Consider the following 26,393-nt stretch of genomic DNA (forward strand, 5'->3'; position numbering starts at 1 on the left):
TCCGACATCAGGTCTCGTGCCAAGCTGGTCTCCATTGCAGATACCAGCTTGAATCACGCCCACGCTGCGGTGTGAATCCCTTTTGTCAACAGAGCCTAGGACTTTTTGTCGCGGATTACCGGTTTATTTACGACTGGACGCTAGGCTGGTCTCGAATCGAGGTGGGCATGAACAGTTTGGTCAATCGCGCGATAGAGGAATTTCTACGTTCGACCTACGGAGAGGCGATGGTCCAGGCCATCACCGACGAGGCGGCGGTGTCGGTCGGACGCCTCGCGCCCGCGGGCGCGGGCTTTGCCACGGCCGGGCTGGACCGTGCGGCCTTCCGTCTGGCCAAGCCGCGCGCCGAGATGTTCGAGGATATGGGCGGATGGATGACGCGGATCGAGCCGATTCGCCGATTGCTCCGGTTCTCCGGGCGCGATTTCAGGGACTTCCTGCTCCGCCTGGATGAGTTGCCGGGCCGCGCCCATCTGGTCCTGCCGGACCTGATCGTCCCTCGTTTGCAGGTCGAGGCGACGGATCAGTCGGTCTGCCTGTCCATGCTGGAGCCGGACGAGGCGTGGCAGCATCTGCTGGTCGGCCTGATCCGGGGCATGGCCGACGATTACGGCGCCCTATGCCTGATCGCCGCGGACGGCTCCGCGATCCGCATCGACATCTGGGATGAGCAATTCGCCGAAGGTCGGATGTTCTGCCTGCAGAGTGATCTGCTATCCGATCAGGTTCTGTCTTGAGCGGCCCGGTTCTTGGCGCCTCTGCGCTGGCGCAACTCTTGCCGATGCATCTGTGGCTGGCCCGGGAAGGCGCGGTGCTGTCCATCGGCCCCACACTGGCCAAGCTGCTGCCCGACATGTCAGAGGGCCTGTCCGCGCGGCTGATGCCCGCACGGGAACAGCCGGGCAGCTGCGTTCTGTCGGCGATCGGCAGCGCGGTCGATCAGCGCACACGCCTGTTCCTGCGGCTGACGGATGCGCCGGACCTGGTTCTGCGTGGCCACGGCGTTCGGGCCGAGGATGGGTCGATGCTGCTGAACCTGGGGTTTGGCATTGGCCTGCACAAGGCGATCCAGTCCGCAGGCCTGACCGATGACGACTTTGCGCCGTCCGAGCTGGCGATGGAGCTGCTGTTCCTCCACGAGGCCAATCGCGGCGTCCTGACCGAGCTGTCGCGCTTCAACGACCAGCTTGCGCAATCGCGGGAGGTTGCCTTACTCCAGGCCCAGACCGATCCGCTGACCGGGCTGCACAATCGCCGCGGCCTGGAGATCGCCCTGTCCCTGTCATTGCGTTCGGTGGATCTGCCCGACGATGCGCCCCAGCCCTTTGCCTTGGTCCATCTGGATCTGGACCATTTCAAGCAGGTCAATGATCAGCTGGGCCATCAGGCGGGGGACGACCTGCTGCGTTCGGTCGGTGGGGTTCTGCGGTCGCATGTCCGCAAGGCCGACACCGCCGCCAGGATCGGAGGTGACGAGTTCGTGCTGATCCTGCGCGGCATGACGTCGCGCCCCGCCCTGCAGACCCTGTCCGAGCGTATCATCGCCGCGATCAACGCGCTGTCCCCGCCGGAGCTGGTGGGACTGTCCGTTTCGGCCAGCATGGGCGTGGTCATCTGGACACCTGGCGGGTCTGCGCGGGCCGATGATGTCCTGGCGCAGGCGGACCGGGCGCTTTACATGTCGAAGGGCTCGGGGCGCGGGCGTGTCACTCTCCTGTAAGGGGTGCGGTCGATGGCCGTGATCGGATCAACCGGCGATCATGGCGCGCAGCAGCGCCTCCTTTTGCGGAAAGACGGTGGCGGCATCGTGGTCCGACAGAATGCCCTGCCGGGCGGCCTGCCGCAGCGCCTGCGCCTGATCGGGGTTGTCCAGCACCCATGACAGGGCCTCGGCGACCTCTTCGGCATCGTCCATCTCCACGATCAGGCCGTTCTCCATATCCTCGACCAGCTCCCGCACCGGCGCGGTGTTGGACCCCACCACCAGACAGCCCATCGCAAGCGCCTCGGACAGGGACCAGGAGGTCACGAAGGGTTCGGTGAAATAGACATGCGCTGTCGAGGCCTGCAGCGTGCGGACATATTCCTCGCGCGGGCGCATGGCGTTCACGTGAATGCGGCGGTGATCAAGATCCAGCGTATCCATCATCCGCATCCACCAGCTGTCGCCGCGCGGCAATCGGGCGCCATATGAGACACTGTCATTGGCCAGGATCACGGTATCGAAATCCTGCCGCTGCTGCTGCAGGACCTGAATGGCGCGGAGGAATTGGGGAAAGCCGCGCAACGGTTCCATCCCGCGCGTCGCATAGGTGATGACAGGCCGGTCGGCGGGCAGCCGAAGCCAGTCGAAATCGATCCCGGCCCCCGCATCTGGCCGATGCAGCGCGCAGTCCACGCCGTCGGAATTCACCGTGATCTGGCGCCGCAGCGCGGGCGGAAAGCGGCTGGCCTGGAACCGGGTCGGGCACCAGTTGGCATCCGCCAGATCGAATTCGCCGGTGATCGGCAGGTTCCGCATCCGGTCCGCGATCAGCGTCTGGACATCCACCGGCTTTTCGGCCCGGCCCTTGTCCCAGTTCCGGTCGGTGTAATACCACTCGTGATAGGCGATATAGCGGCAATCGGGCCAGACCAGCTTGACCCCCAGGCCCACGCCCCAACCCGCATGGGCCATCACGATATCGGGCATGTAGCCCTCGGTGTGGCGCATCTGGAACATCATCTCTGTCGCGCCACGGCAGTTCTGAGCCGCGTGATCAAGGATATGACGAAAATCGCCATCGGGAATCGTCGTGTCGCGCAGACGGAAACGGCGTGTGCGGATCCCCTCGGACGTCGTGGCGGTATCGACCCCGCCATGCAGGAAGGTGACGTCCCAGCCCTGTGCCGCCAGCCATGCTCCCAGAAACTGGAACTGCCCCGCGCCGGACAGGTGGATGAACAGGATGCGCGGCGCGCTGGCCGGGATGCGTGCCGTCATTGGGCGATCCTGTCGCCGGACTTGGTGATCAGCTGCCAGCCCATCGCGCCGACAGGCCACAGCGCAGGGTGATCGGTCTGATTGACGATGTTCAACAGCCGGGCACGGGCGGCGGCCAGGTCCAGCCGCGCCTTTGCGGCGACATAAAGCGCCTGGCCCGCGCCATCATCCAACAGGTACAGCACCGGGAAACTGGCCTGCAGCAGGTCCTCCACCTCCGGCAAGGGGGTGGCGCATCGCACCATCATGACCCCGCCATCCCCCGAAAGGCGGCGCGCCGCATGGCGCATGGCCGTCCGGGCATCGGGCCCTTGCAGCCAGGCGGCGTCGCCGCGCAGGACGATTGCGTCGAAGCGCGGCCCGGCCGCCCCCTCGGCCGGTATCGGGTCGGCCAACCGGGCCGTGGCATGGGCGCGCCCCAGGTCCAGCGCCGCCACGGCGCCAAGCGGCCAGCCCCCGGTCTCGTGGTGCACCGTCAGTCCGGGCACCAGCGCCAGTGCCGCGACCGCCACGCCGAATTGCTCGGGCGCCAGGATCAGCACGTGGCGCATCGCCGACGTGGCGAACATCACCGCCAGAATCTGTCGGTCGGCAGCCTTGATCGGCAGTGACGGGTCCAGGCTGTCCAGCACGCACAGGGCCTGCCCGTCATCGCCATGGACCGCGACCCGGCGGTCGTCCAGCGCGCGAAGCGGACCGGCCCCGCCGTCCGTCGGATGCAGGCCGAGATTGATGCCCTCTGCGCGCGCGCGGGCGATGGCGTTGGTGGTCACGGCCCAGCAGCGGTGAAAGGGCGTGATCCAAGAAAAGGAGTGCTGATTGTCCAGCAGATCGATCGCCTGCTGCGCGCCGATCGCCAGCGGCCCGTCCAGCACCCGGCTGAAGGGCAGGCCGCCCGCCTGCCAGCCAGACAGCGTCACCGTGCGCGCGCGCCAGGTGTTTCGACGCATCGGCCCTGTCTGCGGCGAGGTTTCGCCTCGGTTCAGGACAACCTCCGACAGGCTGCTCAGCGACGGGTTCAGCAGGTGGATGACATCCGCGCCCTGCCGCATCGCCAGCGCGCGGACCGGTATGCCGATGGCGGGGGCGGACAGCACGCGGTCGCCGTCCGCCGCCAGCGCGTCGTCCAGGATGCGCAGCGCAACCCGGGTCAGCAGGTCGTCAGAGCGCGCCTCGTTCGGCCGCAGACCCAGACGCGGGTCGTTGAACATCAGCAGGGGCGTGGTCATGGGCTTTCCTCGGGCGAGGGGGGGGCGGCTGGCCCGGTATCGGCCTGCTCCTCGGACTTGATGCGGTCCACCATGACGGCGGCCAGGCGGGCTGCGGTCATGTCCTCGGTCACCGAAAAGCTGGTGATCATGGCGCCGAACCGGCGCTCGATATCCAGCCGCAGCTCCATCGCCATCAGCGAATCGATGCCATAGCGGTTGAAGGGGCGGTTCGGGTCGAACTGGTCAGGCGGCAGGCGCATGATGCCCGACAGGATGGTGCGCAGCTCTCCCTCGACCAGGGCCAGGGCGGCGGGCCAGTCCAGCCGGCGCAGCGTCTCGGCCAGCTGGCCGTCATCAGTCCCGCCCCCGCTGAGCGGTGGAACCAGCGCCGTGAACACCGACCCGCGCAATCCGGGCAGCAGCGGCGCCAGCCGCGCCCATTGGATCGGGGCCAGCACGTGGTCGCCGATCCGGGGGGCGCGCAGCGCGGTGCCCAATTCGGCCAGCAGATCATGGCTGCTGAGGAAGCCCACGCCGTCCATCTTGGACAGCTGCAGCGCCACGGCGGCATTGCGCGTCAGATAACCCGCATCGCTGACCGCGCCCCAGCCCAGGGTGCGCACCGGGTGCCCCTGGTCGCGCAGCTGCCGCCCCAGTTGCGCGATGGCGCAATTCGCGGCGCTGTAGCTGACCTGCCCCGGATTGCCCAGATAGGCCGCGATCGAGGAGAAGAACAGCACATGATCCGGGGCGATCTGCCCCCGCCGCAGTAGCCCGGCCAGGACCTGGGCTACGGCCAGCTTGGAATCGACCACCTGGCGCGCCTCGACCGGGTCCAGATCGCGGATCAGCCGGTCGCGCAACACCATCGCGGCGTGGATGACGCCGCCGACGCGCTGACCCTGCTGGACCAAGGCCTGCAGGAACGCCTCCATCGCCGCCGGGTCGGTGCCGTCGACCGCATGGACCGACAGCCGCGGCTCCGCCCGCGCCCACCGCCCGATGCGGCCCGCGCCCAGCCTCAGCTCTCCTGACCGCGACAGCAGGTGCACATGCCCCGCCCCCTGCGCCAGCAGCCAGCGCGCCAGCTGCAGGCCCAGCCCGCCGGTGCCGCCCAGAATGACCCAGGCATCGCGGACCTGCCGACCGGCGCGTGGCGCCTGCGGGCGGGGCGGAATGATGGCGATCTTGCCGGTGTGACGCGCGGCCAGCATGTGCCGGAACGCCTGCTCGGTCATCTGCGCGGGGAAGGGCGTCACCGGGATCGGGCGCAGGTGCCTTTGGGCAAAGCCCGCCCCGATCTGCTGCATGATCCGCGCCACGCGGTCGGGGTCGGCGGCCAGGCGCTGGTCCAGGTCCATCCCGAAATAGGTCAGGTTGCGCGCAAAGGGGCGCAGGTCCAGCTGCGTGCCCTCCAGATAGTCGCGCTTGCCCAGCTCGACGAACCGGCCAAAGGGGGCCAGGCATTCAACCGATCGCTGCATCGCCTCGCCCGACAGGCTGTTCAGGACGACATCGACGCCGCGCCCGGCGGTGGCCTGCTGCACGCCCTGGACAAAGGACAGATCGCGGCTGTTGAACACCGCCTCGGCGCCCTGTGCGCGGGCCAGCGCGCGTTTCTCCGGTGTGCCGGCGGTGGCCAGGACGCGGGCGCCCGCCATCCGCGCGATCTGGATCGCGGCCAGGCCCACCCCGCCCGCACCGCCATGGATCAGCACGACCTCTCCGGGTTGCAGGGCGGCCAGGTTGCGCAGCGCCTCCCATGCCGTGACGAAGGCCACGGGCAGGCCCGCCGCCGCGACCGGATCGACCCCCGCAGGCAGGGCCGAGACCGAGGCCGCGGGCACCACCAGATGCGTGGCAAAGGCCGACTGGCCAAAGCCCATCACCGTCGTTCCGGGCGTCAGGTCGCTGCCCGCGCCCGTGCGGCGGATGACCCCGGCATATTCCATGCCCATTCCCGCGCCCGATGCCCCGGCATCCAGGATGCGTTCGGACAGCAATCCGCGTGCCGACATGACGTCACGAAAGTTCAGGCCGGTGGCCAGAACCTCGACCTCGACCTCGCCCTGCCGGGGGGCGGTGCGGCGTGCGGGCTGCCAGGACAAGCTGTCCAGCCGTCCCGGATCACGTTGCGCCAGCTGCAGGGCCGGGGCGGCATCGGGACGCACGGACCCGGGCTCCACCCGATCCGCCCACACCCCGTCCGGCCCCGCATGCGCGGCGGTCTGCCCGGCAGTGGCGGCGATCAGCGCGGCCAGCCCCGAGCGGTCGGGCAGGGCCCCGGACAGGGTCAGCAGCCGGATCATCCCTGCGCCATATTCGTTCTGCGCCGTGACCATGATCGAGCGCAGCCCGGCCGCGAGAATCGCGAAATCTGCGTCCTGCTGTGGGTCGGTGGCGATCAGCAGGACCGGCGCGCCTTCGGCGCCCAGCACCGGCTTCAGTGCCATCATCGTTGCCACCAGCGCGTCGGCAACGCCTGCTCCGGGACGGTGCAGCAGCGTCATCGCCCGCAGGGCGGGCTTGGCAGGCGCGTCGCCCGCAAGACAGGCGGCCAGATCGCTGTCCTCGATCGGGCCGATGGGCAGCAGGGCGGGCAGGGGCGGGGCCTCGACCACGCCTGTGTCGGGCTGTCGCCAGGCGGCCAGGCGCAGCGGGATGCCACCATGATCCAGCATCGCGTGGGGCCAGTCCGCCCCGGCCGGATCAGCCGGATCGGCCAGCGAGGGCAGCACGCCCTCGGCATCCAGCGCCAGGACCAGACCGCCGGGGGCCAGGGCCACCAGCATCGCCTGCGCGGGGCGCGGGCCGACGACCAACATCAGATCGCAGCCTTGCGCAGCCGGTTCAGGGGTAACCAACGGCATCAGGTCAGGCGGCAGGACCTGAGTCAGCAGGCTCAGATCGGCCTCGGTCGCGGCCGTGATGCGCACGCCGTCCAGCCGCGGATCGCAGGCCAAGGCGCGCAGCACCGTTAGATCGGGCAGGCCCACGAGCAGTAGCGCGCGCCGCTGATCCGCGGGCCAGCGCCGCAACAGGTCGGACAGCAGCGCATCCGCCCGGTCCCACAGTGCCCGCCGCACCACACCATACAGCGCGGTGTCCCGCGGCGCGCTGCCCTGTGCCGCAATCATCACCGCGCGCAGATCATCGGCCAGCGCCGGATGCTGCGCCAGCGCATCGGACAGCGCATCGGGATCGCGCGCCACCCGCAGCAGCGCCGCGCCAAGCGGACCCGGACCGGCATCCCCCGCGGGCACCAGCCGCGCGATCAGGCGGGCGGGTTCGCTCCAACCACGCGGCAGGCGCACGGCCTGGCCGGGCAGGCGCAGCCTGACGCGCCGATCGGTCAGCCGCACGGGCGCGATGCGCGTGGCGGCGTCCAGGCTGATCATGGTGAATTCGGCATCATCGACCAGGGCCACGACCTGCCCCTGATCGTCGAACAGCGCGATCTGCGCCAGCAGGGACCGCCGGCGCTGTCGGGTCACGGTGACCTGGGCCTGGACCGGGATGCCTTCGGGGCGCAGCAGGTGCAGATGGCCCATCCGCGTGGGCAGCATGATCGCGCCGTCGCGCATCCGGGCCGCCACGTCGCGCGCGCCAGGGCGATCCCGCTCCAGCAGATCCTGGGCGATGGCGGCCAGGCCGTGAAAGGCCGCGTCCAGCGCCGTCGGGTCCAGCACGAAGCGCCGGGCGGCCATTGGGGCCGACAGGTCAACCGCGACCACGCCCGGACGCAGCGCCCGGACCGAGGACATGCGCCGGAAGGCCGGGCCGTAATCCAGCCCCCGCGCGGTCAGGAAATCGTACAGGTCGTCCGGCTCCAGCGCGGTGCCTCGCCGCGCGGGCGGACGCGGTGGCTGGCAGGCCAGGCCGCGACGCACCACGCCCCGCGCCACCGTCAGCCAGCTGGAGGCCGTCAGCCGTGGCCGCATCGACAGCGTCACCGCACCTGTCGCTCGGTCGATCTCGGTGCGCAGGCGGATGCCGTCCCCCTCGATCAGGGCGGGGGTCAGGATGTCGAAATGAACCAGCTGCAGCGGCTGGTCGGGCCACAGATCGGCGGCGGCACCCAGGGCCATCTCGACCAGGGTGGCACCGGCCAGAACGATATTGCCGCCGACCTTGTGATCGGCCACCCAGGCCGGATGCGTGGGCGTGACATCGGTGGTCCAGCAGGTGCCCTCGGTCTCGGCGCGGCGGCCGGCCAGGCGGCGGGCACCGGTCTCTCCCCAGGCATCCAGCCCGTCGGGGGTCAGCTCGGTCCGGTGATCCTGCTCGTCCCACGGGTAATCGGGCAGGGCGGGGTCGGGGCCGGTGCGGGGGCCACCCAGGGCATCGGCCCGGACCGGCACGCCCGCCACCCAGGCCCGCGCGGCCTGCTGGCGGGGATCGGCGCCATCCTCGGGTTGCTGCGGCATGAAATTATCCAGCGCCGCGCCGCCATAGCGGGCGATGTCGCGGACATTGCCCTGCAGGACCGGCGTGGGCGTCACCTCCACCACGTGGCAGGGGCCATCGGCGGCCAGGGCCTGCAGCGCATCGGCAAAGCGCACCGGGTCGCGGGCATTGCGCCACAGGTAATCCAGCGTGCATTCCGCGCCCCGCATCACCCTTCCCAGGGCCGAGGCGCCGACCCGCATCTGCGGCGGGGATAGCCGCAGGCCCGCCAGATCGGCCATGAACCGGTCCCGAAGCGGCTGGACCAGGGGCGAGTGATAGGGGATCTCGATCTTGAGGCGCACGATGGGCAGGCGCTTGCCCGCGACGGTCACCCGCGCCAGCCGCGCGATCGCCTCGGACGGGCCAGCTACGGTCACCGAGCGCGGGCTGTTCACCGCCGCGATGGCCAGATCGGGCACGTCCAGCCCGGCGATGGCGCGGGCCACATCGGCCTCGGCCGCCGCGACGACGGCCATGGTGCCCTGACCGCGCAGCGATTCGAAGGCCTGCGACCGGGTGACGATGATCCGTGCCGCGGCGTCCAGATCAAAGCAGCCCGCGACATGCAGGGCCGCGATCTCACCGACCGAATGGCCGATGACCGCGTCGCAATCCAGACCGGCGGCCAGCAGGCTGCGCGCCTGCGCGACCTGGAATCCGAACAGCAGGGGTTGGGCGACCAGCGGGCTGGCCAGCCGGTCCTGCAGATCGGGGGCGTGCATCAGCGCGACCAGGTCCGGCACCCCCGCGCCGTCCATGGCCTGTGCGACCGCGTCGAAGGCCGCACGGAACACCGGATCGTCGCGATAGGGCGCGACCCCCATGCCGGGCACCTGTGCGCCATTGCCCGGAAAGGCCAGGACGCCCCGCGCCCCCGCCAACCCGGCCACGTCGCGCAGCACCGCGCCCTTGCCTGGATCGGTCAGCCGGTCGGCGGCGTCATCGTCCAGCGGCAGGGCGAGGCGATGCGGCAGCGCCATCCGCCCGGCGGCGGCCGCCGCCAGCGCCGGACGCGCCTGCGGGTCGGTGTCGCGCAGCAGGACGGACCAAGCCTGCGCCAGCCGGTCCAGCGAGCTTTCCGATGCGGCAGAGATCATCAACCAGGGCTGTTCCGCCGTCCGCGGCAGCGCCACCGGATGGATGCGGGGCGGGGCGGGCCTGTTGTCGCACAGCATCGCCGCGACATTCGTGCCGCCAAAGCCGAACGAGTTCAGGCCCGCCACCAGCCGCCCGCCCTCCAGCGGGCGCAGCTGCGTGTTGACCGACAGGTTCAGCCCGTCAAAGTCGATGTTCGGATTGGGCGTGGTGAAATGCAGCGAGGCGGGCAGCGCGCGGTGTTCAAAGGCCAGCAGCGTCTTGGCCAGGCCCACCAGGCCCGCGGCGGGTTCGGCATGGCCAAAATTGGTCTTGGCCGAGCCGATCAGCAGCGGCTCCCGGCGCAGCTGCCCGATGGCCCCACCGATGGACCGCGCCTCGACCGGGTCGCCGACCTGCGTGCCCGTGCCATGCGCCTCGTAGAAGGACAGGTCGTCCGGGTCGAATCCGCTGCGGACCAGCACGTCGTCCAGCAGCGCCTCCTGGCGTGCGGAGGAGGGCACGGTCAGCTGCGACGACGCGCCGTCGGTGTTCACCCCGGTCGACACCAGGCGCGCGCGGCGCCGGGACATCATCCGGTCGGCCACGTCGGGATGCTGCAGCACAACGGCCACGCAGGCCTCGGACCGGACATAGCCGTCGGCATCGGCGTCAAAGGTGCGGCAGAGGCCCGTGGGCGACATCATCCGCGCCTGCGAAAAGCCGACGAACCCGCCCGGTGTCAGCAGTGCATGCACGCCACCCACGATGGCGGTGTCGATCTGGCCGGTGCGGATCGCCTCGGACGCCTGATGCAGGGCATAGAGAGACGAGGCGCAGGCCGCATCCAGCACATAGCTGGGCCCGCCGAAATCAAAGAAGGACGACACCCGATTCGCGATGATGCACAGCGTGTTGCCAAGCGAAAAGCTGGAGCCAGACCGCGCCGTGTCCGCGTAATACAGCGACAGGTTCTCGACGATGCTGGAGCCGACGAACACCCCGGTGCGCGGCCCGGCCAGGTCGCGGGGCGACAGGCCCGCATCGGCGATGGCCTCCCACACCGCCTGCAGCATCATCCGTTGCTGGGGGTCCATCGCCCCGGCCTCGCGCGGGCTGATGCCAAAGAACCCGGCATCGAAGGCATAGACGTCATCCACCTGACCCGAGGCCAGCGAATAGGTCTTGCCGCGCCGGGTCTGGATCGGGTCCAGATACAGCCCGGGGTCGAAATTCTGCGTGCGCAGCGTCCCTATGGTGCAGCGGCCTTGCGACAGAACCTCCCACATCCGCGCCGGGCCGCGCGCGCCCGGAACGCGGCAGCCCATGCCGCAGATCACGGGGCTTGCGGTGTCAGGCGACGCGGCCTGCGGGGGGAACTGGGTCATGATGCTGGCTCATCCGGGACTGCGCGTGAGGGGATCGGCGCGGGTCGCGTCACAGCCGCATGAAGTAATTGCCGCCCAGATGGGTTGCGCCATTCGCGCGCAGCACCATGTCGGTTTCCTGGATGGCCACGCCCGACACGACGTTGAACATGATGCCCTTGGACCCGCGCGGCGCCGACCAGCCGCGCACGGCCAGCATGATGCGCTGCCAGACATAGCTGCCGATCTCGGTCGAGCGGATGTCGCTGCGGATATAGACCGTGTGCATCACCGTCACCCAGGTCTTCTTGCTGCTCAGCATCGGCGCGAAATAGAAATAGGCAAAGGCCACGGCCTCGCCTTCGTATTCCACATAGACGGCGCCGTGATATCCGGTCTCGTCCTTCAGGTCGTTCACGACCTTTTCCAGCTGCGGCTGGTCGAAGGGCATATCGGAAAAGATGCTCTCCTTGTGCAGCTGGCGGGCCAGCGGCAGGATCTTTTCCAGATCGGCCACGTCCTTTCCGAACTGGATGTCGATCTTTTTCAGAACCGAAGGTGGGAGGGTTGTTTCTATGCTCATGTCCATAAGTTAGCCCACCCTGCTGATTTCAGCAAAGTGGGCTTTCCAAAAGGTTGTAAGGAATTTTACGCGTAAAGCGGGCGGTCGTTCTTGGCGTGACGCGCGGCCAGCGTGCGGCTTTCGCGACCCTTCAGGAAGGGGATCGCAGAGGCGGCGGGCGCGTCGGCCTCGACCAGCGCGTCGAAGTTCGGGAAGATCGCGCGCAGTTCGGTCAGCTGGTCCTGGGTCAGGAAGCTGATCGCCTGCTTGCCCGGATACAGGCTCTCGGCCTCGATGCCCTCGACCGACAGGATCTGGTGGTCTTCGAACATCAGGTGGAAATACTGCACGCTGCGGACGTCACCATCCACGTCGATGCCGTTCACGCCCACCAACTGCTTGACCGTGACCAGAACTTCGCTGCTGCCGAACATGCGCTCCGCGATGGACGAGCGGATCACGACGCGGTGCTGCGGCGAAAAGCTGACATCGCGGGTGGGCAGGCCGTTGCCGAACGCGCCTGCAGGGACGCGCACGGGCAGCAGCTTGGGGTTGCCGGCCAGGTCGATGGCGTCAAGACGGCGTTTGCCAATCCAGGACAGTGCCTTGGGCCCGTTGCGGGTCATCACCAGATCGCCTTCGCGCAGGGTCTCGATTGCGACCTGGCCCTTGGGCGTGTCGATCAGCGTGCCGGCGGTAAAGCAGACGGCGTTGATGGCTTCGAAGTTCGTGAAGTTGACCCGGTTCGCAATCGTGGTTCCGTTGGCCAGCGTTACCGTACCAAAGCTGACAGTGCCGCCCAGAACCTGAGGGTAGCCCAGAATATTGCCGATGTTGGAGCTGTTGAACACGTTCGTGACGCGGTCACCGGCATCGAAAACGCCATTGCCGTTCATGTCGATGGTGACATTGCCGGTGTTGAGCGTGACCGTCCAGTCGCCCTGCAGGTTCAGCGTGTCGATGCCCGCGCCACCGTCCAGGTTCAGGTGTGAGGCGCCGCTTTTCTGTGCCAGTTCGGCGTCGCTGACCGTCGCATCGGGGTTGCCACCCAGACGCACCAAGTCGTTGCCTGCGCCCATGTTTGCCGTCTGGCCGCCGGACAGCTCAAGGACCAACGTGTCGTTTCCGTCGCCCATGTTAAGATTGCTGAACGCGCTGCGATACAGGCTGACCGAGTCGTCGCCGTTTCCCATGTCGATGTTCTGCAGGGCGATTGTCGGGTTCGAGCCCGTGGGACGGATCCAGATCATGTTCTCGGCGACGAGGGTGTCGTTTCCGCCCCGCAGGTTCGCGTCGAACTGACGAGACGAGCTGCCGGAGGAGATAACGGTCGAACTTCCCGTGGACGGAGTAACCGTGACCGCGCCGTTGGTCCTTGGCGTGCCGTTCGCGTCAACAGCGTTCCTGATCGTGACACCGTTGGCGTTGTTGTTGCCGTTAAGTGTGGTCGTCATGGGGCGATCCTCGGGAAAAAATGATGATGTTGACGTTTCTTAATCCAGCGTTATGCCGTCACCGCGAAATTTGTCAACGAAAAGTTAACTGATGGCTCGTCGGGCGCCCGGGTCGCTGCGGCAATTAAATGCACATACAAATGGTGAAATTCTCTAAAATCCGCGCTTTTTCCTCATTTTTCTGTGCGTATTTGTGGAGTTCAGCAACAAAGGACCGCAGGCGGATGTCGTATTCCCGGGCAGAGAGGGGCCGGCGGTCCTTTAAATGCGGCAGAACTTGTAAAGTTCTGTTAACCATCTTGCGTAAAACCTAAACGACCTGCATGCGTGAGACCGCCTCCGCGGCAGGGCCGGAAGGCTGAGTCGACGTCGCAGGCGCCAGAGGTCGGATCAGGCGCGGGTGCGCAGCAGACCCATGATCTCTTTGGTGCGCTCCAGGATGGGCATCGCCACCGCCGCCGCGCGGTCCGAGCCCTGGGCCAGGATGGCGTCGATCTGGGCGGGGTCGGCCATGAATTCGGCCATGCGGCGGGTGATGGGCGACAGCGCCTCGACCGCGACCTCGGCCAGGGCGGGCTTGAAGGCGCCAAAGCCCTGACCCTCGAACCGGGCCAGGACCTGGTCGGGGGTCTCGTCCGTCAGGGCGGCATAGATGTTGACCAGGTTGCGGACCTCGGGGCGGTCCTTGAGGCCGTCCATCTGGCCGGGCAGGGGAACCGCGTCGGTCCGGGCCTTGCGGATCTTTTGCGCGATGGTGTCGGCATCGTCGGTCAGGTTGATCCGGCTGGCATCCGACGGATCGGATTTCGACATCTTGCGCGACCCGTCGCGCAGGGACATGACGCGGGTGGCCACGCCTTCGATCAGCGGTTCGGTGATCGGGAAATGATTGACCCCGTAATCATGATTGAACTTGGCCGCGATGTCGCGGGTCAGCTCCAGATGCTGCTTCTGATCCTCGCCCACAGGCACGGCGGTCGCCTGATAGGTCAGGATGTCGGCCGCCATCAGCGCCGGATAGGCCAGAAGGCCCAGGCTGACGTTTTCCGCATTCTTGCCGGCCTTGTCCTTGAACTGGGTCATCCGGTACATCCAGCCGACGCGGGCGACGGTGTTGAACAGCCAGGCCATTTCGGCATGGGCGCTGACCTGCGACTGGTTGAACAGGATCGACTGCGCCGGGTCCACGCCCGATGCCATGAAGGCCGCCGCCGCCTCGCGCGTGCGGGCGCGCAGCACCTGAGGGTCCTGCCAGACGGTGATCGCGTGCAGGTCGACGATGCAATAGATCGTCTCGGCATCCGGTCCCTGCAGGGCCGCGAACCGCTTGAGCGCGCCCAGATAGTTCCCGAGCGTCAGCCCGCCCGAGGGCTGGATCCCGGAGAAGATGCGCGGGCGGAACGGGGCGTTGATCGGGTCGGACATGTGCGGCCTGCCTTGGAATTTGCTGCCCGCTGGCTTAGCGGTTGGTCGGTGCCTTCGCAACCCAAGCCTTTCCAACCCCAAGGAACATCCATGCGCCCCGGCCTGACCGAATCCCCGCTGAACCCGCTGCCGCCCGTGATCTGGCTGCTGGCGCTGCCCGTGATCGCCTCCGAGGCGATCTTTGCCCTGGGGGGTGCGGGCCTGATCGGCGGTGCCCAGGGCATCGGCCTGCGGCTGTCGGCCATCGGCCTGACCGCCTTTCCGCCGGAACTGGCGCAGCGGGTCTGGACCCTGGGCGCGATCGATTGGGACCAGATGTATCGCGCGCTGTCCTTCAGCCTGGTGCATGTGTCGTTCATGCATGCGCTGTTCGTGGTGATCTTTACCCTGGCCCTGGGCAACATGGTCGCGCAGAATTTCCGGCCCTGGGCGGTGCTGGCGCTGTTCTTCGGGTCGGCCATCGGCGGGGCAGTGGTGTATGCCGCGATCATCCAGGCGATGGGCGCGCGGCCCGCGCCGCTGATCGGCGGCTATCCGGCGGTCTATGGGCTGGTGGGGGCCTTCACCTTCCTGCTGTGGACGCGGTTGGCGGCGATCAACGCGAACCGCATGCGGGCCTTTGTTCTGATCGGGATGCTGCTGTTGTTCCAGCTGGTCTTCGGGTTGCTGTTCGGCGGCGCGGGCCTGGGCTGGATCGCCGAGATCGCGGGCTTTGGCGTGGGCTTTGTGCTGTCCTTCGTGCTGGTCGATGGGGGCATCCCCCGCGCGCTGGCGCAGATCCGGCAGCGTTAACCGCGCCGGACCGCCGATTTCAGCTCGGACAGGCGATAGCCGCCGATGACGAAGGCCAGCGCGAAATAGAGCGCCGCGCCGCCAAAGACCAGGGTGGCAAGCGCCACCCCGCGCCCGGTGCCCGCGGCCTCCAGCCAGCCGCGGGTCAGCCACAGCGCCCCCGCCATCAGCACCGATGCCAGCAGGATGCGCGGGAACGCGCGGCGCAGGCGGGCATCGGCGCGCGCCGCCTGGCCCATCGCGCGGGTGCCCCACCACAGCTGCGCCACCATGATCCAGGCGGCGATGGTGGTGCCCAGGGCCGCCGCCAGAAAGCCCATGAACGGCATCAGCCCAAAGGCCGCGACCGCATTGACCACCATCGAGATGACCGCGAACCGGAACGGCGTTTTCGTATCCTCGCGCGCGAAATACAACGGTTGCAGGATCTTTTGCAGCACGAACGCGGGCAGGCCCAGGGCATAGACGACCAGCGCCGCCGCCGTCTGCTGCGTATCATAGGCGGTAAAGGCGCCGCGTTCGAACAGCGTCGCGACCATCGGCTGCGCGATGACGGCGATGGCGAATGCGGCGGGCAGGGTCAGGAACAGCCCGAATTCGGTCGCGCGGGAATAGGCGGACTGGCCGCCCGCGTGATCCTCGGCGCGGATGCGGCGGGCCAGTTCGGGCAACAGGACGACTGCGACCGCCGCGCCGACCACGCCCAGAGGCAGCTGGTACAGACGGTCGGAATAGGACAGCCAGGCGATCGCACCCTCGAACCGCGACCCGACCTGGCGGCCGACCAGCAGGTTGATCTGCACCACGCCGCCGGCGAAGGCCGCGGGCAGGGCCACCGCGATCAGGCGGCGCATGTCGGGCGTCAGCCGCGGGCGGCGCGGCCAGAACGTATAGCCCGTCCGCCGCGCGTCCCACCAGACCAGCGCCAGCTGCGCGATGCCCGTGACCGGCGTGGCCCAGGCCAGCGTAAGGCCCAGGTCCCAGCCCTGCCAACGTCCCAACATCATCGCCCCGATGAACAGCACGTTCAGCAGCACGGGCGCGGCGGCGGCCACCGTGAAGCGCCCGTTCGCGTTCAGCACGCCCGAGATCATCGAGGCCATCGAGATCAGCAGGATATAGGGGAAGGTGATCCGCCCATAGGTCACCGCCAGGTCGAACCGCTCGTCCCCCGCGAATCCCGACGCCATCAGCCAGACCAGCCCGGGCATGAAGATCATCGCCACCGCCGACAGCGCCAGCACCGTCAGGAACAGCCCCGAGAACGCCTCGCGCGCGAACCGCTGCGCGTCGTCAGGGTCCTGCAGTTTCTTGGAGAACATCGGGATGAAGGCGGTGTTGAACGCGCCCTCGGCAAAGAACCGGCGGAACATGTTGGGCAGCGACAGCGCGATCAGGAACGCCTCGGCCACGGCACCCGTGCCCAGCCACGCGGCCATCAGGATGTCGCGCACGAACCCCGATGCGCGGGAAATCAGCGTCCACAGCCCCACCGAGAGGAAGCCGCGCACCAGTCCGGATTTCTTCATGCCTGCTCGGCCTCGGCCCTTTTCACGCCATCGGCAATCGCCACGCGCAGTTTCTTTTCCAACCCGTCGCGTTTCGCGGGGCTGTGCAGCTTCAGGCCGAACATGTCCTTGACGTAGAAACTGTCGACCACCTGCGCCCCATAGGTCGCAATCACGGCGCTGACAATCTGGATATGGTTCGCGGCCAGCGTCCGCGTCAGGTCATACAGCAGGCCGGGGCGGTCGCGGGTATCGACCTCGATGATGGTATAAATGTCGCTGCCTTCGTTGTCGAAGGTGATGTGGGTCGGAAAGCGGAACTCTCGGTTGCGTTTCTTGGGCTTGTCGCGGCTGGCAAAGGCCTCACGCGCGACGATCTCTCCGGCCAGGGTGCGCAGGATGGTCTGGCGCAGCTTGGGCAGGCGGTCTTCGGCAAAGGGGTGGCCTTCGCTGTCCTGGACCCAGAACACCGCCGTCGCATAGCCGTCGCGCGTGGTATAGGTCCGCGCATCCACGACATTCGCCCCGGTCAGCGTCAGCGCGCCCGCCAGCCGCGAAAAGATCCCCGGATGGTCCGACAGCACAAAGGCTGCCCGCGTCGCGTCACGGTCGGGATCGGCGCGCAGGTCGATGCGGATCTCGTCCGCGCCCAGACCCGCCAGCAGGTCGGCAAACACCGCCTGCGTCTGCGTCTGCAGGCCCGACCAATAGGCGTCGTAATGGCGCCCCAGCTCGGCCCGGGTCTTGCGCGCGTCCCAGCCCTTGGCGATCAGCAGATGGCGCAGCGAGCGTTTTGCCTCGGTCTGGCGACGGTCGCGGTTCAGCTCCTCCAGCCCGTTCTCCAGCGCAGCGGCGGTCTCCTGGTGCAGCTGGCGCAGCAGCATCGCTTTCCAGTTGTTCCAGGTGCCGGGGCCCACGCCGCGGATGTCGCAGACGGTCAGCACCAGCAGCATGTCCAGGCGCTTGCGCGTCTTCACCGCCTTGGCGAAATCGCGCAAGGTGCGCGGGTCGCTGATGTCGCGTTTCTGCGCCACGTCCGACATCAGCAGATGGTGGCGCACCAGCCATTCGACCGTGTCGATGTCGTCCTGGGCAAAGCCCATCCGCGTGGCGATGCGCCGGGCGATGCGCGCGCCCAGGATCGAATGATCTTCGGGGCGGCCCTTGCCGATGTCGTGCAGCAGGGTCGCCAGATACAGCACGCGGCGGTTCACGCCCGCCTGGATGATCTCGGAGGATAGCGGCAGGTCCGCGGGGTGTTCTCCGCGCTCGATCTCGGCCAGGGCGGCGACGCATTGGATGGAGTGTTCGTCGACGGTATAGTGGTGATACAGGTTGAACTGCATCATCGCCACGACCGGTTCGAATTCCGGGATGAAGGCGGCCAGCACGCCCAGCTCGTTCATGCGGCGCAGCGCGCGTTCGGGGTTCCCGTGCCGCAGCAGCAGGTCCATGAAGATGCGGATCGCCTCGGGGTCGGACTGGACCTTGTCGTCGATCAGCGCCAGGTTCGCGGCGACGGTGCGCATGGCATCGGGATGGATCAGCACGCCGGTCCGCAGCGCCTCCTCGAACAGGCGCAGGATGTTCAGCGGGTCGGCCAGGAACGCCACCTCGGATTCATAGGACAGGCGGCCCTGCTGATCGACAAAGCCGGGGCGCATCTTGCGCCGCCTGCGAAAGATGCGGCCCAGAAACGGCGCCGTGCGGACGTGCCGCGTTTCCAGTTCGGTCAGGAACACGCGGGTCAACTCTCCCACGCGGGTGGCGTGGCGGAAATAGTCCTGCATGAAGTATTCGACCGCGCGGCGGGCGGTGGTGTCGTGATACCCCATGCGGCGCGCCACCTCGACCTGCATGTCAAAGGACAGCACGTCGGAGGGCCGCCCCGCGATCAGATGCAGGTGGCTGCGCACCGCCCACAGGAAATCCTCGGCCTGCCAGAAGGCCAGATGCTCGTCGCCGGTAAAGACGCCCAGATCGACCAGCTCGACCGCCCGGTCGACGCGGTGGATGTATTTCGCGATCCAGTAGAGGGTCTGCAGGTCGCGCAGGCCGCCCTTGCCCTCCTTGACGTTGGGCTCCAGGACATAGCGCTGGCCGCCCTGGCGGGTGTGGCGGGCGGCCCGCTCCTCCAGCTTGGCCTCGATGAATTCGGGGATGGTGCCCGCGAACAGCTCCGACCACAGACGGTCGCCCAGCTCCTGCGCCAGGGGCGCGTGGCCCGTGACCAGACGATGTTCCACCAGCGACGTGCGGATGGTTATGTCGGCGCTGCCAAGGCGCAGGCAGTCGTCGATGCTGCGGATCGAATGCCCGATCTTCAGCTTCAGATCCCACATCATGTACAGCATCGATTCCACGACGCTCTCGGTCCAGGCGGTGATCTTCCACGGCACCAGGAACAGCAGGTCCACATCCGAGGCAGGCGCCATCTCGGCCCTGCCATAGCCGCCGACGGCCAGCACCGCCAGCCGCTGCGTGTCGGACGCCGATTGCTGCGGATGCAAGCGCGTGGTGGCGACGTGGTGGACCGCGGTGACCAGCGCGTCGGTCAGCATGGCGATGGCACGCACCGTCTCGCGCGCCGCGCGGGGATGGGTGGCAAAGGCGGTCTCGATCGCGGACATGGTGACCGACCGGGTCAGGGTCAGCATCGCCACCGTCTGTGCGCGGATCTGGCGGGGGTCGGTGGTGTCGGCCAGCTGCCGGTCCAGACGGGCCAGCAGCTGATCGATGTCCAGATCGGTGCGGGCCGGGGCGGGCCCGGTCTGCGTGGCGGTTGTCGCGGCGGGCGTCATCGGATGTGCGATCCGGCCCCGGTCACGACCCCAGGCCGCGCGCATTGCGCGGCGCGGGGTCGACGACGACCAGCTGGCCACCGCGGATGGTGCCCACCGCTAGGCCGCGCTGGATGGTCCCGTCGCGCTGCAGGCGGAACACGCCGCCGACGCCCTGGAACCCGGCCCGCTGCGTCAGGCCCGTGGTGGTCAGCGCGTTGCGTTGGCCGTTGCGCGCAAGCGACGCGATGGCGGCCACCCCGTCATAGGCCAGCGAGGCCAGCTGGTGCGGCGCCTCTCCGTGGGTCTGGGCATAGCGCGCCTCGAACTGGCGCTGCAGGGTCTGATCGGGGATGGCGAACCAGCCCTCGGCCAGCTGCGGCAGCCGCAGGCGGTCGGCAGGTTGATCCCACCGCGTCAGCCCCATCATCTGCACGCCCGGGGACCGGACCCCTGCCGCGGCCAGCTGCTCTGTCATATAGGGCAGCACGGCCTGGTTGTTGGCGGTCATGAACACTGCATCCACGCGACCCGTCTTTGCGGCCTCGGCGATGCGGGGGACGACGCCGTTGATCCCGGAGACCGAGACCGGATGGTCGACCCGCCCCGCCAGACGCGCGCCGTTGCGGGCGACCGCGGTCTCGATCGCGCGGCCACCCAGCTGGCCCGCGATGTCGTTTTCGGCCACGACCATCAGGTTGCGCTTGCCCTGGGTCATGCCATAGCCCACCAGCCGGTCGGCCACGTTCTCAAAGCTGTTGCCCAGGATAAAGACGTTGCCGCCCGCGACCTGAGTGTTGTTGGAAAATGTCAGCACGTTGATGTTGCGCGCCATCATCGCGTTGCCCACGGCATTGGCGCCCTCGGCGAACAGCGGTCCCAGGATGATCTGCGCGCCCGCATCGGCCGCCGCATTGGCCTGGGCCACCGCGCTTTCCGTGGATGCGCCGCTGTCATAGATGCGCAGGTCGATCGCCGCGCCCTGCGCGTCCGTCGCGGCCATGCGGGCGGCGTTCTTGAGGCTGCGCGCCAGCCATTCCAGGTCCTGCGACCCGGTCCCCGCTGGCGCCAGCAGGGCCACGCGCACGGGCTGGGACGGGTCGATCAGCGGTCCGATCTCGGGGCCCGAGGCCTGGCTGGACCCGCCCACAGGCTCACAGGCGGCCAGGAACAGGGCGGACACGACTGTCGCGGTTTTCAGGATGGCACGGCGCAGACCCGAGCCAGGCCGGCTTGTGGCGGAGGCGGACATGTGAAACTTCCCTGCAATATGTTATGACGCGCGCGGATGGCCGCAGCCTAGGCGCTGCGCCCGCGATTGGCAATCAGCGCCGGCCCCCGAAGGCGCGCAACGGAGGCAGGATGAACGACCGCCGCGAGACCCCCAGACCTGCCCCCCAGGACGCCGAACCCGCCCGTCGCCTGACCGCGCATATCGAGGCCGCGCGGCTGGATCCGGGCCTCTATCTGGTGGCGACGCCCATCGGGGCGGCGCGCGACATTACCCTGCGCGCGCTGGACGTGCTGAACAGCGCCGACATGCTGGCGGCCGAAGATACGCGCGTGCTGCGCCACCTGCTGGACATTCACGGCGTGCCGCTGCGCGGACGGCGCATCCTGTCCTATCACGACCACAACGGCGACCGGGCGCGTCCCGCCCTGCTGGCCGCGCTGTCGGACGGCGCCAGCGTGGCCTATTGTTCCGACGCGGGCACGCCGCTGGTGGCCGATCCGGGGTATCGCCTGGCGCTGGACGCGGCAGAGGCCGGGGCCCGTGTCCATGCGCTGCCGGGGCCGTCCTCCGCGCTGGCGGCGCTGTCGCTGGCCGGGCTGCCAAGCGACCGGTTCCTGTTCCTGGGCTTTCCGCCGCCCACGCAATCCGCGCGCCAGGCCTGGCTGCGCCGGTGGATGGCGGTCGATTCGACGCTGATCCTGTTCGAAAGCCCGCGCCGCGTGTCCCGCACGCTGGAGGATCTGGCCCTGATCGACCCCGCCCGCATCACCGTCATCGCGCGCGAGCTGACAAAGAAGTTCGAGGAGGTCATCCGCGGCACCGCCGCCGATTTGTCCGCCGACCCGCGCATGGCCACACTGAAGGGCGAGGTGGTGATGGTTCTTGACCGTCCGTCCGCCGCCCCGATGGACGAGGACCGCGTGCGGGCCGTTCTGACCGCGCATATGCGCACCATGTCCGTCAAGGACGCCGCCCGAGAGGCCGCGCAGGAACTGGGCCTGCCGCGCCGCGACGTCTATCAGCTGGCGCTTGGACTGACGGACCGTGACTGAACCGGGCGGCATGCGCGCGGGCCGCGGCCGCACCGCCGACCTGTCCGGCCGCATGGCCGAGCAGGCCGTCCTGCGCCTGTATCTCCGGCGCGGCGCGCAGATGCTGGCCACGCGCTGGCGCGGGCAGGGGGCCGAGATCGACCTGATCGTGCAGGACGGCCCCGACCTGGTCTTTGTCGAGGTCAAGGCCTCGCGCAGCCATACGGAGGCCGCCCTGAACCTGCTGCCTGCGCAGATGCGCCGGATCACCCAAGCGGCGCTGGAATACTGCGACCGGAACGGCATCGGAGAGGTCCTGATGCGTTTCGACGTGGCGCTGGTCGATGCCACGGGCCGGGTCGAGCTGATCCCCAACGCCTTCGGCGCGGTCTGACGCAGTCTTGCATCCGGCCCTGCGGCGGGCCACAACATCACCGAAATTCAGGAGGGCCCCATGAGCCTCTACGTCGCCTTGCAGATGGACCCGATCGAGGATGTCTCGATCCACGCCGACAGCACCTTCCGCATCGGCTTGGAGGCCGAGGCCCGCGGCCACCGGCTGTTCCAGTACACCGTCGATCAGCTGCGCTATGACGAGGGTCGCATCGTCGTGCGCGGCCGCCCCGTCACCCTGCGCCGCGCCGAGGGCGACCACGTCACCTTCGGCGACTGGACCGAGGTCGAGGCCGGCGATTTCGACGTGATCTGGCTGCGCCAGGACCCGCCCTTCGACATGGGTTACGTCACCTCGACGCATCTGCTGGACCGGGTGCATCCCGAAACGCTGGTGGTCAACGACCCGTTCTGGGTCCGGAACTGCCCCGAAAAGCTGATGGTGCTTGATTTTCCCGACCTGACGCCGCCCACGATGATCGCCCGCGACCCCGCCGCCTTCAAAGCGTTCCGTGCGCGGCACGGAGAGATCATCGTCAAGCCGCTCTATGGCAATGGCGGGGCGGGGGTGTTCCACCTGAAACCCGGCGATCCGAACCTGTCGGCGCTGCTGGAAACCTTCGCGGGCATCAACCGTGAACCGATGATCGCGCAGAAATATCTGCCCGCGGTGGTCAAGGGCGACAAGCGCATCATCCTGGTCGACGGCGAACCCGTCGGCGCCATCAACCGCGTCCCGCAGGAGGGCGAGGCCCGGTCGAACATGCATGTGGGTGGGCGGGCCGAAAAGATCGGCCTGACTGAACGCGAATACGAGATCTGCACCCGCATCGCGCCCGTGCTGCGGGAAAAAGGCCTGATCTTCACCGGCATCGACGTCATCGACGGCTGGCTGACCGAGATCAACGTGACATCCCCCACCGGCATCCAGGAGTTGGAGCGGTTCGACGGCATCAATGCCGCCGAGGCCATCTGGGAGGCGATCGAGCGTCGCGTCGCGGCCCGCGCCTGACGGCAGTGTCGTCTGCACGACACAGCCGCCCCGTGATTCGGTTAAAAGTCAGACTTGCGGATCGGGGGCGCGGTTTGTGTTCCGTGTCACCAGTTGAGGCGCTTTCGGTTCGCGCCCCTCAATCCTTGGGGGCCTTTTGCGTTTTTATTGACTGTTTGTTGACACTCCGCCCGCTATAGTCGGGTGACGGGGTCATTAGGGCGATCAACAGATGCGAGGCCAGATTACCGGAAGCGAGGGACCAAGGCTGCGCGCCGGGCAGTCCGCGCAGGATTGGGCGGCGACCATCCGGCGCTTGGACCCGTTGCTGATCCGCGGCATCTCCGATGACGGTCTGACCGCCATGCTGTCGGAGACGCGCATCCAGCATCTGCGCCGCCCCAAGGATATCCTGCGCCAGGGAGAGCCTGCCGAATGGGGCTATCTGATCCTGGCGGGCCGGATCGAGGTCAGCTATCTGGACATCAACGGAAACCGCGTTCTGGCCCATCTGGCCAGCCCCGGAGAGGTCCTTGGCGAAGTCGAGCAGTTTTCTGGCCGGGCTTGCGCGGCCAGCTGCACCACCCTGGCCGACACCACGGTGATGCTGTTCGACGCGGCGCTGATCCTGCGCCATGTCCCCGCCGACCTGCTGCTGCGCAATTTCGCCGGGATCTTTCACGACCGCCTGACCCGCGACAACCGCCAGCACTCCGTCGCCATGTTCTACGGGGCCGAGGACCGCATCCGCATGCACCTGCTGTCCATGACCAGCCTTGAGGAGCCGTGCATCCGCCTCAGCCAATCCGAACTGGCGGGCTTTGCGGGATGTTCGCGCCAGACGGTGAACAAGACCCTGTCGCAGCTGCGCCATGAGGGCACCGTCGAGATGGGCCGCGGAGAGATCTGCGTGCTGAACCGCGCCCGCCTGCAGGGCACCCGCCCCGGAGGAGAGCAGATCGTGCTGGAGGACGGATTCTCCGCCGGTCCGATCGCCGTCCCGCCCACGGACCTCATGCCGAAAGCGTGACCGTGCCGGGCGCGCAAGGGGCTGAGAAACCGCGCGATCTGCGGTTATCTGTGCCCCAGCCCCACAGCGCCACCGGAGACCGCATGGCCCAAGACCCCCTTTCGCCCCCCGCTCCCGACCGCGCGGGCGACCGCTATGCCCGCGAGCTGGAGCGGCATCTGGACTGGCTGGACAGCTTTACCTCGACCGCGCTTGGCGTGCTGTCGGCGGCGTCGGGCATCTATACCTATCTGGGCGTTCGCACGCTGCTGGACGATCCGGGCCTGTGGACGACCTTTGCGGCGCTGGCCTATTCCATCGCGGTGTCGGTGGGCATCTTTGTCTTCTGGTCCTATCTGCTGCGGCTGCTGCCGGCGGTGCGGGGGGCCGCGTCGCGCATCGGGCTGATGCTGACCATGGCGCTTGGTTCGGTGGCGATCATCGCCATGTCGTCTTGGCTGAACGCGGCGGCGCTGGCCGGGACGGCGGCGGTCGAGACGCACATGGCGGCCACTGTGCAAAGCTATCAGACCTCGCTGGAGCGGGCGCATGCCAATGCGGTGGCGGGTCAGTCGCTGTCGCGCGACGTGGCCCGCGTCCGGCAAAGTTTCTCGGACCTCTCCGAGCAGGAGGCGGGCGGCACGCTGTCGGGGTTCTCGGGGCGCGGCGCGGTGTTCCGCGTGCTGACCCAGAAGGGGGCCGAACTGCAGGCGTTGGAGAATCAGCTGCTGGGCGCCGAGGCCCCGATCGAGCAGACCTTTGCGCAGGGCAATACCATCCTGTCGCGCATGCGCGGCACCTCGGTCGAGCCGGGGCCGCTGGCTGACCGGACGGTGCGTTTCTCGGGCGACGCGGTCGAGCTGGCGGGCCTGATCACCCAGCTGCGCCAGCTGAACCCCGCGCCGCTGGTCGGGCGCGCGGCGCAGGACCTGTCCGACGCGGTGGTCCTGCCCGAACTGGACGGCGCGACCGAGGCCACCCGCGCGGGCCAGTCCAGCACCATCAACGCCGTCCTGACCCTGGTCGAACAGCGCGCCCAGACCCTGGCCCAGGCCGCAGCCGAGGTGATGGCGCTGCCCGATGCGGACGACGCCCTCTATACGCCCATGTCGGCCGCGGATGCGGTCATCGCCTATGCGGGCAATTTCGTGCCGGCTTGGGCGGGGGCCATTTCCATCGACCTGCTGCCGGCGGTGCTGGTCTTCATCATTATGGTGGTCCAGGCCGCCATCCGCACCGGGCGCGGAGAGGGGCACAGCGACGACCGCATGACGGTGGGCGAACTCCGCGCGGCGCTGGCGGCCTCCGACCTACTGCGCCAGGTCGATGCGCTGTCCCATCAGCCGCCCCCACGCCCCGCCGACCCCGATCCTGACCGGCGCGAGGTCTAGCGGTGCGGCTGGTGTCATCCCCGGCCCGGGCGGTGCGGGCGGTGCTGATCTCTCAGGTGCTGCTTGGGGGCGCGATCGTGGGGCTGGATCTGTGGCGCGCGCCGGGGGCGGCTGCACCGGGCCTTTATGCGCCACCGTCGCAGGGGCCGAGCGTGCGGCCCTATCGCCCTGATCTGCGCCCATCCGACCCGGCGCAGCCCGGCGCGCCCGCCATGCGCCCCATGCCCGAGGCGCTGGAATTCGATCAAGCCGATGGCGCGATCACCGTGACCGGCCAGATCGCGCCCGGCGATGCCGACCGCTTTGTCGAATGGCTGGACCGCACCCGACCCGAGGCCACGCGGGTAGCGCTGGACAGTTCCGGCGGGTCGGTGTCCGACGCGCTGGCCATCGGGCGCACGATCCGGGGCGCTGGTTGGGCCACGCGCGTGGGCGACGGGGCGGTCTGCCTTTCGGCCTGCCCCTATATCCTGGCGGGGGGCACCGACCGGCAGGTGGCGCCGGGCGGCGTGGTCGGCGTGCATCAGCATTATTTCGGCCAGAACACCATCCTGCCCGCCTTCATGGCGGTCAGCGACCTGCAGCGCGCGCAGGCCGGGGTGATGGATTATCTGGTGCAGATGGGCGTCGACCTGCGCCTGATGCCGCTGGCCCTGCGCACCCCCCCGGCCGAGATCAACGTGCTGGAGCCCGAGCAGATGGCCGATCTGCGCCTGACCACCCCGGCCGAGGGCTGACC

Annotated in this window: 18 protein-coding genes; 9 read left to right on the forward strand and 9 right to left on the reverse strand. The window is 68.5% G+C overall.

The genetic code is table 11. The annotated features are described in order from the left end of the window. Both ABS73_RS06305 and ABS73_RS06310 read left to right on the forward strand, forming a co-directional pair. The coding region (locus tag ABS73_RS06305) for a heme NO-binding domain-containing protein (RefSeq protein WP_286693416.1) at window positions 1–737 on the forward strand (737 nt) is incomplete at its 5' end. Further along, window positions 734–1,720 carry a GGDEF domain-containing protein gene (locus ABS73_RS06310; protein WP_277018659.1) on the forward strand — a complete coding sequence of 329 codons (987 nt, stop codon included), beginning with the start codon at window positions 734–736 and terminating at the stop codon, window positions 1,718–1,720. The genes ABS73_RS06305 and ABS73_RS06310, both read left to right, overlap by 4 nt. A 27-nt stretch (window positions 1,721–1,747) precedes the next feature. On the opposite strand, the gene ABS73_RS06315 is transcribed toward ABS73_RS06310, so the two are convergent. The 6 genes from ABS73_RS06315 to trpS all read right to left on the reverse strand — a co-directional run bounded on the left by ABS73_RS06315 (window position 1,748) and on the right by trpS (window position 14,525). Next, window positions 1,748–2,983, reverse strand: coding sequence for a glycosyltransferase family 4 protein (locus tag ABS73_RS06315; protein WP_286693417.1), 1,236 nt, complete (start codon window positions 2,981–2,983; stop codon window positions 1,748–1,750). After that, entirely contained in the window at window positions 2,980–4,212 is a 1,233-nt protein-coding gene (locus ABS73_RS06320) for a peptide deformylase (RefSeq protein WP_277018655.1), read from the reverse strand. The genes ABS73_RS06315 and ABS73_RS06320 overlap by 4 nt, the downstream gene beginning before the upstream one ends. Then, the gene (locus tag ABS73_RS06325) at window positions 4,209–11,105 is read right to left on the reverse strand and encodes a type I polyketide synthase (RefSeq protein WP_277018653.1); all 6,897 of its coding nucleotides are present in this window, start codon (window positions 11,103–11,105) and stop codon (window positions 4,209–4,211) included. The genes ABS73_RS06320 and ABS73_RS06325 overlap by 4 nt, the downstream gene beginning before the upstream one ends. Window positions 11,106–11,154: 49 nt before the next feature. Next, window positions 11,155–11,667 (reverse strand): GNAT family N-acetyltransferase, encoded by a 513-nt coding sequence (locus ABS73_RS06330; protein ID WP_277018651.1) that lies wholly within the window; start codon window positions 11,665–11,667, stop codon window positions 11,155–11,157. A gap of 65 nt (window positions 11,668–11,732) precedes the next feature. Then, window positions 11,733–13,100, reverse strand: a complete 1,368-nt coding sequence (locus tag ABS73_RS06335) for a Hint domain-containing protein (protein WP_277018648.1) — start codon at window positions 13,098–13,100, stop codon at window positions 11,733–11,735. Between the two features lie 390 nt (window positions 13,101–13,490). After that, window positions 13,491–14,525: a tryptophan--tRNA ligase gene (gene trpS, locus ABS73_RS06340; protein WP_277018646.1), complete on the reverse strand. Its 1,035-nt coding sequence runs from the start codon at window positions 14,523–14,525 to the stop codon at window positions 13,491–13,493. 90 nt (window positions 14,526–14,615) lie between these two features. Here trpS and ABS73_RS06345 point away from each other — a divergent pair, with 90 nt between their 5' ends. Continuing rightward, window positions 14,616–15,317, forward strand: a complete 702-nt coding sequence (locus tag ABS73_RS06345; protein ID WP_277018644.1) for a rhomboid family intramembrane serine protease — start codon at window positions 14,616–14,618, stop codon at window positions 15,315–15,317. Here ABS73_RS06345 and murJ read toward each other — a convergent pair. From murJ to ABS73_RS06360, 3 genes are read right to left on the reverse strand one after another with little or no spacing between them, the layout of a single operon-like run. After that, window positions 15,314–16,846: a murein biosynthesis integral membrane protein MurJ gene (gene murJ / locus ABS73_RS06350; RefSeq protein WP_277018642.1), complete on the reverse strand. Its 1,533-nt coding sequence runs from the start codon at window positions 16,844–16,846 to the stop codon at window positions 15,314–15,316. The genes ABS73_RS06345 and murJ overlap by 4 nt on opposite strands. Beyond that, window positions 16,843–19,626 (reverse strand): [protein-PII] uridylyltransferase, encoded by a 2,784-nt coding sequence (locus ABS73_RS06355; RefSeq protein ID WP_286693418.1) that lies wholly within the window; start codon window positions 19,624–19,626, stop codon window positions 16,843–16,845. The genes murJ and ABS73_RS06355 overlap by 4 nt, the downstream gene beginning before the upstream one ends. Window positions 19,627–19,648: 22 nt before the next feature. Continuing rightward, window positions 19,649–20,788 (reverse strand): penicillin-binding protein activator, encoded by a 1,140-nt coding sequence (locus tag ABS73_RS06360; RefSeq protein WP_277018637.1) that lies wholly within the window; start codon window positions 20,786–20,788, stop codon window positions 19,649–19,651. A gap of 179 nt (window positions 20,789–20,967) precedes the next feature. On the opposite strand from ABS73_RS06360, the gene rsmI reads away from it, so the two are divergent. The 6 genes from rsmI to ABS73_RS06390 all read left to right on the forward strand — a co-directional run bounded on the left by rsmI (window position 20,968) and on the right by ABS73_RS06390 (window position 26,391). Then, window positions 20,968–21,891: a 16S rRNA (cytidine(1402)-2'-O)-methyltransferase gene (gene rsmI / locus ABS73_RS06365; RefSeq protein WP_277018635.1), complete on the forward strand. Its 924-nt coding sequence runs from the start codon at window positions 20,968–20,970 to the stop codon at window positions 21,889–21,891. Beyond that, the gene (locus ABS73_RS06370; RefSeq protein ID WP_277018633.1) at window positions 21,884–22,264 is read left to right on the forward strand and encodes a YraN family protein; all 381 of its coding nucleotides are present in this window, start codon (window positions 21,884–21,886) and stop codon (window positions 22,262–22,264) included. Before rsmI ends, ABS73_RS06370 begins: the two co-directional genes overlap by 8 nt. 60 nt (window positions 22,265–22,324) lie before the next feature. Next, on the forward strand, window positions 22,325–23,275 hold the full coding sequence (gshB, locus tag ABS73_RS06375; protein WP_277018630.1) for a glutathione synthase: 951 nt from the start codon (window positions 22,325–22,327) through the stop codon (window positions 23,273–23,275). Window positions 23,276–23,486: 211 nt separating this feature from the next. Beyond that, window positions 23,487–24,284 (forward strand): Crp/Fnr family transcriptional regulator, encoded by a 798-nt coding sequence (locus ABS73_RS06380; RefSeq protein WP_277018628.1) that lies wholly within the window; start codon window positions 23,487–23,489, stop codon window positions 24,282–24,284. Window positions 24,285–24,367: 83 nt separating this feature from the next. Further along, window positions 24,368–25,654, forward strand: coding sequence for a hypothetical protein (locus ABS73_RS06385; protein WP_277018627.1), 1,287 nt, complete (start codon window positions 24,368–24,370; stop codon window positions 25,652–25,654). 11 nt (window positions 25,655–25,665) lie between these two features. Next, the gene (locus ABS73_RS06390; RefSeq protein ID WP_277018625.1) at window positions 25,666–26,391 is read left to right on the forward strand and encodes a COG3904 family protein; all 726 of its coding nucleotides are present in this window, start codon (window positions 25,666–25,668) and stop codon (window positions 26,389–26,391) included. Window positions 26,392–26,393: the final 2 nt, after the last annotated feature.

Source organism: Paracoccus sp. SCN 68-21, from assembly GCF_001724535.1.
GTDB lineage: Bacteria > Pseudomonadota > Alphaproteobacteria > Rhodobacterales > Rhodobacteraceae > Paracoccus > Paracoccus hibiscisoli.